This window comes from Intrasporangium oryzae NRRL B-24470, assembly GCF_000576595.1.
Classification (GTDB): Bacteria; Actinomycetota; Actinomycetes; order Actinomycetales; family Dermatophilaceae; genus Intrasporangium_C; species Intrasporangium_C oryzae.
The window spans coordinates 120,667-133,474 of record NZ_AWSA01000005.1 but is presented as its reverse complement, the minus strand read 5'-3'; the positions used below and the strand labels follow the sequence as shown (position 1 = coordinate 133,474).

The 12,808-nt window shown below is 66.4% G+C and carries 11 protein-coding genes; 5 read left to right on the top strand and 6 right to left on the bottom strand.

The annotated features are described in order from the left end of the window. Positions 1-402: 402 nt before the first annotated feature. Complete coding sequence (locus N865_RS03650; RefSeq protein WP_034801669.1) at positions 403-1,632, bottom strand: RNA polymerase sigma factor; 1,230 nt, start codon at positions 1,630-1,632, stop codon at positions 403-405. Further along, the gene (locus N865_RS03645; RefSeq protein WP_034801667.1) at positions 1,629-1,952 is read right to left on the bottom strand and encodes a YciI family protein; all 324 of its coding nucleotides are present in this window, start codon (positions 1,950-1,952) and stop codon (positions 1,629-1,631) included. The genes N865_RS03650 and N865_RS03645 overlap by 4 nt, the downstream gene beginning before the upstream one ends. 223 nt (positions 1,953-2,175) lie before the next feature. Between N865_RS03645 and N865_RS03640 the strand changes: the two genes are divergently transcribed. Next, entirely contained in the window at positions 2,176-2,436 is a 261-nt protein-coding gene (locus N865_RS03640) for a DUF5661 family protein (protein ID WP_034801665.1), read from the top strand. Positions 2,437-2,698: 262 nt separating this feature from the next. Here N865_RS03640 and N865_RS03635 read toward each other — a convergent pair whose 3' ends face one another. Next, positions 2,699-2,956, bottom strand: a complete 258-nt coding sequence (locus N865_RS03635; protein WP_034801663.1) for a Txe/YoeB family addiction module toxin — start codon at positions 2,954-2,956, stop codon at positions 2,699-2,701. A 1-nt stretch (position 2,957) separates the two neighbouring features. Next, complete coding sequence (locus N865_RS03630; RefSeq protein WP_034801661.1) at positions 2,958-3,215, bottom strand: type II toxin-antitoxin system Phd/YefM family antitoxin; 258 nt, start codon at positions 3,213-3,215, stop codon at positions 2,958-2,960. Between the two features lie 222 nt (positions 3,216-3,437). Here N865_RS03630 and N865_RS03625 point away from each other — a divergent pair, with 222 nt between their 5' ends. After that, on the top strand, positions 3,438-4,151 hold the full coding sequence (locus N865_RS03625; protein WP_051510059.1) for a hypothetical protein: 714 nt from the start codon (positions 3,438-3,440) through the stop codon (positions 4,149-4,151). 62 nt (positions 4,152-4,213) lie between these two features. Here the strand turns inward: N865_RS03625 and N865_RS03620 are convergent, their stop codons facing one another. Further along, positions 4,214-7,795: an SIR2 family protein gene (locus N865_RS03620; RefSeq protein WP_034801659.1), complete on the bottom strand. Its 3,582-nt coding sequence runs from the start codon at positions 7,793-7,795 to the stop codon at positions 4,214-4,216. Positions 7,796-8,376: 581 nt separating this feature from the next. Between N865_RS03620 and N865_RS23695 the strand changes: the two genes are divergently transcribed. Together N865_RS23695 and N865_RS03615 are read left to right on the top strand one after the other, a co-directional pair. Beyond that, entirely contained in the window at positions 8,377-8,499 is a 123-nt protein-coding gene (locus tag N865_RS23695) for a hypothetical protein (RefSeq protein WP_281173475.1), read from the top strand. Positions 8,500-9,077: 578 nt separating this feature from the next. Continuing rightward, positions 9,078-10,091 (top strand): Kelch repeat-containing protein, encoded by a 1,014-nt coding sequence (locus tag N865_RS03615; RefSeq protein ID WP_157557543.1) that lies wholly within the window; start codon positions 9,078-9,080, stop codon positions 10,089-10,091. A 406-nt stretch (positions 10,092-10,497) separates the two neighbouring features. On the opposite strand, the gene N865_RS03610 is transcribed toward N865_RS03615, so the two are convergent. Further along, positions 10,498-11,037, bottom strand: a complete 540-nt coding sequence (locus tag N865_RS03610) for an ester cyclase (protein ID WP_034801657.1) — start codon at positions 11,035-11,037, stop codon at positions 10,498-10,500. Positions 11,038-11,527: 490 nt separating this feature from the next. Here N865_RS03610 and N865_RS03605 point away from each other — a divergent pair, with 490 nt between their 5' ends. Next, complete coding sequence (locus N865_RS03605) at positions 11,528-12,619, top strand: hypothetical protein (protein ID WP_157557542.1); 1,092 nt, start codon at positions 11,528-11,530, stop codon at positions 12,617-12,619. The last annotated feature ends 189 nt before the right edge of the window (positions 12,620-12,808 follow it).

The window sequence follows — 12,808 nt, the reverse complement described above, 5'->3', positions numbered from 1 at the left end:
GTACCACCCAATCCCGCTGTCCCAGAATGGAATTCGGCAACGGTGCCAGACGGCGTGGCGCCGATCGTTGGGGTGTGTGGGCCCGTACCGTTGAGGGTATGAAGGTGGTGTCCCGGCTCGTGGCGCGGTGTCGCCTGTTCATGCCCCCGGTCACGTCTCACGGCTGTGCTGGAGTCGATTGGCCCGAGGCCAAGGTTCCGAGCTCGGCTGTCGTACGGCGCCGGTTCACGCTGGGTGCAAACACCCAGGGGAGCGGCATGCTTGGACCATGGCTCGGAACCTTCTGTGAATGCTGATCGGACACCGCTGGCATCGGCAACAGCGTGCGGATCACACGGTGCTGCTGACATGCCGCCGATGCGGGTACGTGGACGCCGTCGAAGTGGATATGAGGGGGCCGTACTAGCCCAGCTCGTCGCGGCGGCGGGTCAGGTACGCCCTCTCCGCGGTGTTGCCTGCCAGCGCGATGGCTCGGTCGTATGCCGCCCGCGACTCCTCGCTGCGACCGGCCCGTCGCAGGAGGTCGGCTCGGGCGACGAAGTACGCGTGGTAGCCGGACAACGCGTCGTCGATGCGGTCGAGGATCCTCAGTGCAACGTCCGTACCGTCGAGCTCTGCGATCGCGACGGCCCGGTTGAGCGCGACGATGGGCGACGGGTCGAGACGGGCGAGAAGGTCGTAGAGGGCCACGACCTGCGACCAGTCGGTGTCCCGGGCATCCCGAGCAGACGTGTGGACGGCGTTGATCGCGGCCAGGACCTGGTATCGGCCCGGGGGTCGGCCGGTGGCCAGGCGCTCTCTCACCAGCCGATGGCCCTCGGCGATGAGAGTGGTATCCCACAGGCCACGGTCCTGCTCGGCAAGAGTGACCAGCTCGCCGTCCGCCGAGACCCGGGCGGCGCGCCGGGCCTCGGTCAGGAGCATCAGCGCCAGCAGCCCCGCTACCTCACCGTCCTCCGGCATGAGCTCGCGGAGCAGTCGTGCGAGGTGGATGGCCTCGGCAGTGAGCTCGTGGCGCAGGGGATCGGTGTCGGGGCCGGTCGCGAGGTAGCCCTCGTTGAAGATCAGGTAGAGGACCGCGAGCACGGCTGACACCCGTCCCGGCAGGTCGTCCGCCGACGGCACCCGGTACGGGATGCGGGCGACCTTGATCTTCGCCTTCGCTCGGGTGATGCGCTGTCCCATCGTGGACTCCTGCACGAAGAACGCGCGGGCGATCTCCGGCACGCTCAGGCCGCCGACCATGCGCAGGGTCAGGGCGACGCGGGCTTCCGGGGCGAGCGCCGGGTGGCAGCAGGTGAAGATGAGCCGTAGCCGCTCGTCACTGATCGCTCCCACCGGTTCGCGCGGGTCGTCGTACATCAGCTGCGCCTGTCTCTGCTTGTCGTCGCGCTTGTTCTCGCGCCTGATCCGGTCGAGGGCCTTGCGGCGCGCGGTCGTGGTGAGCCAGCCGCCCGGATTGGGTGGGACACCGTCGGCCGGCCACCTCTCTACCGCCGTCGCGAAGGCCTCGGCGGCAGCCTCCTCGGCGATGTCGAGGTCTCCGAACTGGCGGGCCAGGGTGGCGACCACCCTGGCCCACTCCTCGTGATGGGCCCGGGTGACCGCGTCGCCCACGTCGACCGTGCTCACAGGAACGGGCGCACCTCCACCCGGCGGTTGCAGGCCTTCGATCCCGCGGCGGCGAGCTTCAGTGCCGCGTCGAGGTCGGGAGCCTCGATGATCCAGAAGCCGGAGAGCCACTCCTTCGTCTCGACGAAGGGGCCGTCGGTGAAGACCGCCTGGGCACCCCGGCCGTCGATGACGGTGGCCGTGTCCGGTCCCCCGAGGCCGCCCGCGAAGACCCAGTGGCCTCCGGTCTGGAGGGCCTCGTTGAACACGTCAATGTCGACCATCTCCTCCGGGGTGCCGGAGTCGGGCGTGTCGTCGATGACGGAAAGCAGGTACTGCATACGAATCATCCTCCAGTGCCGCGCAACGTCCCTCGTGGACGTCTGCTCACTCGTTCCACGAACAGCCACGCCCTGATCCGACAGCCCACGCGGGTGCGGTGACATCGTCCATCACTCACCCGGTAGATCGACTGATCCGCGTCATCCGCGTCGGGTGAGTCGGCGCAGCGACCTGCGCGGCAGAGTCGGCTGGGAGAGCGAACACGATGAGAGAAGGTGCACCGTGGCACACGGTTCATTCACCGAACAGCAGGCTCGGGCCATCGGTCAGCGAGTCGGCATCGACTGGTCCTCCGGCGACGTCGACCTCGAGCAGTTCCGCTTGGGGCTGGGCGTCGAGCTCGAGCACGGCGTCGTCGACCCTGACACGGACGTCACCCACGACGACGAGGATCTGACCGCGAAGATCGCCCTGGCCCACCTGCGCGAGATCCCGGACTACTACACGCGCCTCGACGCGATGGAGCGGGAGGCGGAAGGCTAGACCCTCCGTGGCCACCCGACCGGCCCGACCGGCCCGACCGTCCGGCCGTCCGGGCACCGGCATCGAGCCGGGTGCGTAGGCCCTGTGGTGCTTGCTTCTCGGCCGGGTGAGGAATCGGGACGCCATTGAGGTGGACTGACATCGGCCAGTCGACGAGGACGATGGCGTCAGACCGCCACAGCGCTGCGCTCACCTTGGGCAGCTCCGGGTCCTTGCGTTCGATCTTGGCAGCGAACGTCCAGAACTGCCGCAGATCGAGCGGCTACCCGTAGTGGTACCTGCAGGCAGCGATTCGGACTTCATCGCTGGTGATCTTGTAGACGATGCGATGCTCATCAGTGATTCGTCGGGACCAGTAGCCGGCGAAGTCGTGCTTCAACGCCTCGGGCTTGCCGATGCCTTCGTTGCCGTTGCGCTGGATGTCGACCAGCAGGGCGTTGATGCGCTTGAGCACCTTGCGGTCCTGCGCCTGCCACCACAGGTAGTCGTCCCAGGCATTCTCGTCCCAGACGAGCAGCACGTCACTCGGTCTCGATGAGATCGTGGGCTTGGCCTCGGCTGGCCTCGAGGCGCTCCATCGCGTCGAGCAGGCGTCGGGCGTTGGCCGGCGACCGCATCAGGTAGGCGGTCTCCCGCAGGGACTCGTAGTCATCGAGGGAGACGATGACAACTGGCTCGTGCCCGGCGCGGGTGATGACGACCTCTTCACGGTCGTTGGCGACGGCGTCGAGCACCTCGGCATAGTGGGCACGGGACTCGGTGTAACTCATCGTCTTCATGGCTGCCTCCTGTACAGAAAATTGTACGTCGGGCTGGTGTCAGAGGCAACCGCGGTAGGCATGTCCATTGACTCGTCTACCCCCCGGGGACGTCTTCCCTTACACGTTGAAGCGGAACGCGTCATATACGAATCTTTCGTGCCCGGTGGTTCGTCCCCACGCCTCTGACCTGCTCATATGCCGTTGGAAGGTGCTGGTAGTAGTTGGCGGCATTCGAGCGTCTTGCGGACTCTCTGCGGACTGATCAACGGCAGGATCCGACCCCACCGACGAAGCGTCGTCGCCCTGCTGACCGACCCCGGCCGCCGGACCAACAACCGCGGCACCGAAGCCAGGTACCTGCTCACCTCGATCGCGCACTGCGGCGTCCGCGGCCGGCCCGTGGTCGGCACGAACGAGTACACCTACGTCCTGAAGAACGGGCGGACCCGGATCTACCCGCACAGTTACGCGTGCACGCACGCCGGCTGCATGAAGGTCCGCCGGCTCATGGCCGACGTCGACGACCTCGTCACCCGCGTCGTCCTCGGGGTGCTCGAGCGCGACGGCGTCCGGCTGCTCGGCGGCGACCCCACCACCGCCAGCCACGCCCGGGAACGCATCGCCGCCATCGAGGCCAAGCTCGCCCTCGCCGCCGACCAGTTCGCCGACGACACGATCACCGGGGACCAGCTCCGCCGTGTCTCCGCACGCCTCAAGCCACAGCTCACCCACGAGCGCGCCCGGCTGGCGGCTTCCCAGCCCAACCCGGAGCTCGCCGACTTCGCCGGGACGGGCATCGAGGACGCCTGGAACGCGGCCGATGTCGAGACCCGCAAGCGCATCATCCGCGTGCTCGGCATGCGCATCACCATCCAGCCCGTCGGCTCTGGCAACGGGAGGGCCTTCGACCCCGAGTCAGTCACCATCGAGTGGCCGACCGCACTCCAGCCATAGGAAGCGCGCTCCGTCCCGTGGTACGTGCCAGGGACCTGCTGCCTCCTGCCCAGCAGGGGCAATCACCAATCCGCGGCGTCACTGCACCCGAGGCGCATGGCCTCCTCGATGAGATCGGCGAGCAGCGGTGCAGGTGCCACCGGCCGCAGCACGCCGACGATCTCGCGCAGGTAGTGGTCCAGCGCCCAAGGTGGATCCGTGGTGCCCCGCAAAAGGTGGATCAGGTAACGCCCCCACGTCACAGGGTCGCGCTGTAGGTCGTCGTTCTCCCGGCCAGAGCCGGCGATGTGCACCAGGACGCGGTCGTCCTTGACCAGTCCGGCGTCGGTGCGTTCCACGAGCTCGACAGCCGCCAGTCGGTCAGCGGGCAGTCCCAGCGCCCACAGTGCCATGGCAGAGGACTCGTCCTTCGTCAGTGGTCGCGGTAAGGAGGCGATCCGCCCGCTCCAGTATTCCCTGATCCAGCGAGTCCACTGGGCGGAGGCGTCCTTCGGGTCCATTTCGCTCAGTTGTCGGCCGACTGACCGGATCCAAGCCAACTGCAGGAGGCTGGGCGCGTCGGTCGTGAGCGTGGACAACCACTTCCTCGGGTCCAGCGAGGACTTCAGTGCGACAGTGGCGAGCTGGCGCCCCAGTTGGGCAACGGCATTGTCATCGCCGAGGTCGTTCGCGTGGCGCATCGTCGCCAGCATCGCGTCGAGCAGACCCTCGGCGAGGATCTGGTCGTCGTATTGACCGAACCGCACGAAAGACCGCCAGATTCCGCGCGCCTCGAAGTGATTCGCGGTGTCGCGATCCCACGTAAACAGTGGCATGAGGCGGGACTTCGCCCAAGCGGGATCGGCTCCAGTGAAGAAGCGGAGTCTCGTGGACAGCAGCACACGGGCTAGTAGCCCGTTACGCGACTGATCGTGAACCATCCGGTCGAGCTCGGCTTGGAGGTCGCCGGGTATACCGGACCACGTATCGGTGTGGGTCCGCCATTCGTGGGCGACCACGTTCATCCAGAACTGGGCTAGATCGCCAGCTGGATGGTTGATCGCCTCCATGTAGCGGTCCTCGCTGTCCACGATGTTGCCGGCGACTTCCGTTGTGGGCCAGAGGTCAGTGGCCAGGCGGCGGGCCGGTATCAGCGTGTGCCATGCGGTCGGGTGTTCGGCGTTGCCGCCGCGCGCGAACAAGTTGGCGACCGCTGATCTCACTGCGTCCAGCGGCCAGGATCCAATCACCGTGAGTACGTCCTGGGGCGTGACGTCGTGGCTTTGCGGTCGGTTCTCCTCGGCGGGCTCCACGCCGCTGGGCTGCTCCGCTGGGCTTGACAAGTTAGCCGAGCCCCAGGCGCGAACAAGGGTCTTGCGAACGTCTTCGTCATCCGGCGCCAGCACGCTGGCCAGTCGGATCCCGTCGCCCGGGTAGTGGGTCACGCATCCGCGTAGCGCGTTCAGCGCTCCGGTCCATGAGGGGCCGGTGGGCAGGAACTCGCCGGTAGCTGCGTAGGACCGAATGGCGGCGTACGCATCGGCCGGATTCGACTCGATTAGCGCATGGAGCTCTTCGAGCGTGAACGGCTCCGCGTTCTCTACGAACCCCGACGTCATGGTGACGTTGAGATCCGGGTGCTCCCGGGGCGCGAACACAGGATTTTCCTTCTGCAGCCTGGCGAACTCGTCTGCAATGGTGACGTTCTCCGGTGCGACCCTGTTGAGCCAGGCCAGCAAGTTATAGGGGCCGTACGGCGAGTGTTCCGCCCCGTCCTGTGGCCCCTCCTTCGCGTGCCCCAAAAGCAGGCCGACGACGTCATCCGAGGCACGCGCGAGGCTGTCCTCCAGGAGCATGTAGACCTCGTGCTGGAGGTCGAGTTCGTAGAGCAAGTTCTCGTCGAGGATCCAGCGAAGCTTGTCGTCAGGGGTCCGGTCCTGGCGCTGGCGCCATGCGTGCACCGCGAGGCGGCGGAGGATGGGCTCCTTCGCGCGAGCGAGCCCTTCGACCGTCGCAGCAGCCTCGTGGGGCGAAGCGTGGAGCAGTTGTTCGAGGCTGTCGCGCGCGGCATCGATCAGGACGTCGGCTGCCTCACGGAAGTCATCTTGGGGGTGTGGTTCGATCGCTGAGCGACCGAAGGTCAGCGCGTCGAATCCGGGGTGGAGCGCCCCTGCAAGGCGGTGGGCGTCCCGCAGTTGACGAACCGCTAGGTCGAGGATTTCGGGCGCGTGCTGGGGCAGTAGTGGGATGAGCACCTTTCTCCACGCCTCATCCAGCCAGTAGCCGTCGCCGACGAATGCAACCTCGAACCGAGGCGCGTCGTTGGAGGGACCGAAGTCCACGCTCGGCCGAGGAAGTGGCCGCGTGCGGTGCTCGAACAGCATGAGCGCGAGATCGGGGCGCTCCTGCCACGACTCCTTGCATAGAAACATGTCGAGCAGATCGCTGTGTTCGGCTGGAGAGCGATGCAGGACGAGGACGAGCCACGGCACCTGCCAGTCAGGTACGCGTTGCTTCTGTGCGAACAGCCGATGCGCCAGGGTGTCCCACATACCGGGGCTCCACGGACGGCTGCGAAGGAGGCGAAGGGCGGTAGGCGATTCCTTCTCGTCCATTACGTATTGATCGGTCAGCCAGCCTGTCAACGCCTGCGTGACCGTCCGGTCTTCGTCGGAGCTGACCGCTGGGTCGAATAGCCGGTCGAACTCGGGGCGGTTCGCAGCCCACAACAACCAGTCCGACCCACGGGCCCGTTCGGTGAAGTAGCGGACCCGTTCCGGGTGACCGATGGCCTGCTCGAGATACGAGACCTCTTCGGGAATGGTGGGTGGGCCGTTGCTGACCAGTTCGGCGATACGGCGACGATGAACGAGTCGTCCCCACGCTGTGAGTTCGGCCCAGCGCTCAAGCCCGTCGACCAGCGCCAGATGGGACCTGCCGTCAACCGGGTACTGCACGGGTCGTAGCCCGAGCCGCCGCCATTCGCGACTGTCCGACTCGTGCGTGAAGACGAATCGTCGTCCTTCGCGGCCGAGGGAGCGGGCCAGGTACTGCATGACGATGTCACCGTGGCTGTAGCCGATGAAGGCGACGGAGAAGGCTGAGAACATGCGGTCGAGGAACCTGGCCGCCCATGCCTCGCGAAGATAGGCGTGGCCGAAGTCCTCGTCGGTCACCACCAGTTTACGAAGGGGTTGGTCCAAGGCTCCGTGCAGGTGGACGATGCCGGTGAAGTCGTCGCCGACCGGTAGCGCGGGCGCGCGGTAGACGTCTAGATCCAGTTCTTTGGTGCTGGCGGCTCCTTCGAGATGCAAGTCGTAGTTGGTGGTGACCACCCGTGGGTTGGGGTGCACCCGCGCGAGATCAATGACGGCTCCGTGGAGGCGGTTCGCTTGACTGCCGGGCTTGTTGATCGCGTTCGCGACCAGTGCGTGAACGTCAATCTGAAGATCTGCAAGGTCGCCCAAGAACACGTCCGGTCGCTCCAGGTCGCGATCCGTCGGGACTCTGTTGGCACGCGCGCCCACGTCGCGAACCAGGTTGGCGAAATTGGGAAGTCCTGAGGGCTCGTCAAGGGATGCCCCAGCGCCGACGAACAACACGAGTTTGCCCTCCGTCGCCGCTTCGACCAGTTCGTCCGGCACCTCAACTTCGCGAAACCACATGCCGGCAACCTAGCGAGAAGGCGACGACAAAAGGGCCGACCTTGGCCCCGCACGTTTCAGACCCGCAAGTACGGCTATGACGGCCACTATCCGAATTGCAGTCGATGGGTCAAGTCCGCCGCAAGCGGCAGTGCAACGACCACGCAGAGATGCCGGGCCTGTCCGCGCCAGTTCCAGCTGCTGGTGGTCCTCGACCGCTTCTTTCCGGTCACGGGCCAGCGCCTGGTGGACGATGTGGTGCACCCTGCCGCGGTTTGCGTACCCCAGCTCGTCGGCGACCGCCTTCGCCTCGTGAGATCGCCGGTGCTCACCAGATCCAAAGCCAGCATGTAGACCCTTGCGGTTCTGATCCTGGCGCGTCTGCCGGAGCAGCTCGAACGCTGCCTTCTGCCGCATCTTGTACTGCGACATCAGGTGCCCACCGCTGCTCCGATGTCACGGTGGGGCGGAACTCAGGTGGATGAGTCAGGATGGATACACATGAGCAGCCGCGGAGCGGGGAGTCAGAGGACATGTCTACGAGTTCAAGCCCGGACCCCCGCCACCGCTTGCCCCCGCCGGACTGGGCTCTCGCGCAAGCGATGAACGACCTCGACGACAACGACGCCGAAGGACGTGACCAGCGAGCTTGGGACCTCGTACAGGACCTCGAGGACGAACGGCACGACGAAGAAGACGACCCGGACCAAGGCGGCGAAGCCTGAACCACCCGCTCCGCACGGGCCGGCTGGGAGCGCTATCCCGGCGGGGCCTACAGCCTGGACCGACGCTTCAACGCCGACGACATCTCGTGGCGTCGCGGTGAGCAGGGTTTCTCCCTGAGCTGGCTGTGCATGGAGGGCTGCACGCCTCGCCATGAGCCTCCACCACCAGCCCGTGTGCGTTGTTGGTTACGAGACCCTGGTCCAGTGAGCTGGTAGGCAAGACCGACCGGATAGGACGTCCTCGGCGCGGCAGAAGAGCACGTTCGAGGCGGACTGTTCGCCGCTACGTCCCGAGTGGTTGCGTCGCGGGACTTTCCACTGGGGCTGGTTCCGGCCGGCTCCTAGCGTGAAGTGTGACGTGAAACGGGATGGTCAGCATGTGCAGGTGGTCGAGAACCGCGGTCGCCCTGGCGAGCATGGCGCTTCTGGCTGGATGCGGACTAACAGGGCCGGGGAGTAGCGGGGTCAGCGTGACGCCGAGCACACGGCAGGGCGGGGTGGCCACTTGCCCGCAGGGAAGCCGTCCCGACGAGCCGGGGCCCGTGTCGGGCGCACGACCCTCGCTGTCCGACCACGGCGTGTCGGCGGCCATGGACGCTCAGTCAGCACGCGTGGTTGTCCTGGACGAGCTAGGCCGCACCTGGACGTTGGACGTCTGTACCGGCCGGTGGACCGAGCCGACCACCACCGGATCTCCCCCCGCCGGATCGGTGCACGTGCTCTACGACCCGGCGAGCGACCTCACGTATGCCTTCGGTGATTCCAAGGTCGCCACTTTCGACGTCCAGACGGCGACGTGGAAGGTCGTCGGCGACTCGGACCGCCCATCAAGACAGGACCTGCCCACTGCGCGAGATCTCTTCCTGATGGATGAAGTGAGCCGGACCGTGTATGCATACCGGTCCTACACCGGCGAGCTGGATGCATATGACCTGGCGAACAACACCTGGTCCACTCTGCCGCAGGGCCAGCCTCGGCCACCGGCGGGTGCCGACGCCGTCGCCGCGTTCGATGCCTCCGTTCGCAAGATCGTCCTCAAGCTGCTCTTCAACGAGCACGGTCTCCCCGGTCCGAGCGACGACTCCACGAGCTCTTCCCCGACCCCGTTCTACGGCCAGACCTGGACCTTCGACCCCGCCTCCCGAAGCTGGACCAAGGTCACCGGGTCCACCCCAGCGCTCAACTTCGGCTACTTCCCCCGGGGAACCGAGATGACCTACGACGCGGCAAGCCGCAAGACCGTCGTCTTCTCGGACGCCATCGTGGCAACCTTCGACGCAACCACCGGGAAGTGGGCCACCCCCCGACCGGGCACCGACTGGCCGAAGCAAACCTCCTCGGAGCAGGATTACAGCGTCGTCCTCAACGCCGATGGCACCGAGCAACACATCCCGCTCACCGTGGGACCGTTGTCGCGCATCGGTCACGGCCTCGTCGACGACGTCGTCAACGGCCGTGTCCTGGTGCTGGGCGGGCAGGTCCGGACGGGCGACGCCTGGCGCAAGGGCAGCGACGCGTGGGCCTACCGCGTGGCAGCAAACGCGTGGACCGAGGTCGTGCCGTTACAGCCGGCGCAAGGCACTCCACGGTAGGGGACACGCCCGGGAGCTGCCGCGCACCGGTTAGTCGCCTCAGGCCGGCGCGCCGTCCGCTCTGACCGACTGGAGGAAGACCGAAGCAGCCAGGCTGATTACCGGAGACAGGTCGTGACTGATGGTCACCGCGAGGTGAGCAGCTCCTCGTCGTCGACCAGGAGCAGGGTGGTCTCCATCCCCTCCGATCCCTCCGAGTCGATAGTTCTGGGAACCTCCATCGCCGTTCGAGACGAGACATGCACAACGAGAGGGCGCCCGAGCCCGCTAGAACCCCAGCACTTCCCGGTCCTCAGCAGACGACACCAACGTGCGAGGCCTCCCCCGGCCGGTCGTCTTGGCTGCTGCTCCACCAAGCCCAGCAGCCGGACCCGCGCCATGATGATCGCTCGCGGCTGAGCGACCGTCACGTCATGTGCAGGGCCTTCTTCGTCCTGCCGGCCAGGACGTCGGCCAGTACCACGGCCTTGAAGCCGAGCCCGTTGGTCTGAGGCAGCAGGCCGAGCTGCTGCATCATCCCCAGGGTGTCGTAGTAGAGCGTGATGTGGCTGCCCAGCTCACCGCGGAAGCGATGCACGGCGGCGCCGCTGACCTCGACGTGCCTGCCGGTCGCGGGTATCCGTCCCTCCGGGGCGTCGAGGGCGCCGGTCATCGTCGCGGTGAACGTGTACGTCAGGACGCAGTCGCCGCCCTCGACGTTGGTATAGACGTGGGCCAGGTCCTCGGGGAAGTGCATGTCCGGGTAGGCGCTGAAGACCGCACGTAGCCGGGCAGCCATCTCCTCCTTGCCGCGGACGGGCTTGTCATACATCGCGTCCTCATAGACGACGTCGTCCGTCACCATCGCGACGCAGGCCTCGACGTCGTGCGCGTTCCACGCGTCGAAGTGAGCCTTGGCAAAGGCACGCTGTCCAGCATCGGTGAGGGTGCTCTGAGTCGGTTCCATGGTGTCCTCCTGCTGGGGCGCCACGGTTACCGGGGATCGGCGGCGAGCGTCCCGCGAGCCCAACATCGCCCCGAGGTCATGCGTGGGGGAAGAGGCGAACGTCCCGGAGCCGGCACGCAGCGCAGGCAACAAGGTCATGACCCCAGCGCCGCGGCGGGAACCCCTGAGGCGAAGCGTGCAGCAGGATGGAGCGACCCCGTCTCATTTGCCCATCCAAGCCGGAGGTAGCAGGGGCCCGGACGCTGGCGGAGCCGCGATCCCAACATTGATCAGCTCAGCACCTTGAGGCCCGCGGTCCGTCAGGGTACGGACCACTTCACGGCTTAGGTGGCATTTGCGAGGCCGGATCTGGTTGGGAATAAAGGACTTTCGGCACTAGGGCGCCTTCTGAGTGGAACTTAGGTTGAGCACGTGCCCGGCGATCGCTGAGTCAAGGGAGGGTTCTCTTCACATGTTCAAGTTCAATAGTCGCCGTGGCCGGCCATCAGCCATGGCAGTACGCGTGGGCTTCGTCGCGGCCGCGGCCGCGGTGCCGCTCGCCTTGATGTCGCCCGCCTCCGCGGGCGCAGTCACGACCACCACGGGGGCGTGGGGGTTCTACCCCAGCCAGACCTACAGCGACTCGACCTCGACGGCGTCGGGGGGCGTCGTCTACAAGACGGCCGTGCGGGCGCCCATCAACGCCGACAACACGAGCACGTTCTCGGCCAAGCGCGGCGTCATCCCCGTGCAGTTCGACCTGCTCAGCGCAACCGGAACGACCGTCACGACGACCCGGAACTACGACCCGCCGGTGTGGGAGTCGATCTGGTCAAACAATGTCGCGGGCGATGCAAGCACCAACAAGGACGACTACTCGACAGCCGTCTTCACACCCACGTCCTCGTTGACATTCAACGACATCACCAACCTGAGTGCGACCTACAGCTTCACTCAAGGCGACTGCTACGGAGGCTCGCTCCGCTGGACGATCAACGTCACCCATTTCGATCCAGTGCTGCAGAAGAACGTCTCACAGAACGTGTACGTCTACTACGGTGACCCGGGCGGCGTGCAGTCCTGCACCGGCGCCGCTTCTGGCAGCGGCCAGAACCTGATCACCACGGGCGCCACGAACCGGTTCGAGATCGCCGGAAGTGGAGCACCCGTCTACACGACCAAGGACGCCGTCACCCCGGTCGTCGGGACCGACCACGTCAACTGGGTCGGCCTGGCCCTGGACTCTGGCTGGTCCAGCGACCAGAAGGCAGACGTCTCCGATGTGACGGTCAACGACAACCTTTACGTGCGCAAGACCAGCGAGGTCATCAGCACGGTGACCACGCCTGGCGAGTTCGCCAAGACCTGCGACCTGCCTGCGGCTACTTTGCAGTGGGCCAAGGATGACGGCACCGCGGCTGCCGTGGTGAACGAGGCCCTCAGCATCCAGCCGAAGGACACCAACGGTGTCTTCCGGCAGGTGGACTGCAAGTACATCTACAACCTGGACGTGTCCACCCTGCCAGGGACTGGAACCTACCGCGTCTACGCCAACATCGCCGGAGTCAACGTGTCCGACCCGGCGCAGTTCGACCTGAAGTAGATCGAACGCAGGCCGATCGCCGCCCGGGTGGGCCCTCGAGGCTCATCCAGGCGGCGTTGGCATGCCTGAGGCCCCCTCCAGGAAGGGTGACGAGGCAGCACATCGCGCAGCGTCCCATTCAGGTCCGCTCGGGCGCGATGCGGAGCACCCTAGAAGAGGACCCCTTTTCCGGGGTCGCCCGAGAAAGGA

Coding starts and splice junctions, on each gene's coding strand:
- N865_RS23695 (WP_281173475.1), top strand. CDS start 8,377: ATGAACGACCTCGACGACAACGACGCCGAAGGACGTGACCAGCGAGCT.
- N865_RS03610 (WP_034801657.1), bottom strand. CDS start 11,037: ATGGAACCGACTCAGAGCACCCTCACCGATGCTGGACAGCGTGCCTTT.
- N865_RS03645 (WP_034801667.1), bottom strand. CDS start 1,952: ATGCAGTACCTGCTTTCCGTCATCGACGACACGCCCGACTCCGGCACC.
- N865_RS03620 (WP_034801659.1), bottom strand. CDS start 7,795: ATGTGGTTTCGCGAAGTTGAGGTGCCGGACGAACTGGTCGAAGCGGCG.
- N865_RS03605 (WP_157557542.1), top strand. CDS start 11,528: ATGGCAGTACGCGTGGGCTTCGTCGCGGCCGCGGCCGCGGTGCCGCTC.
- N865_RS03630 (WP_034801661.1), bottom strand. CDS start 3,215: ATGAAGACGATGAGTTACACCGAGTCCCGTGCCCACTATGCCGAGGTG.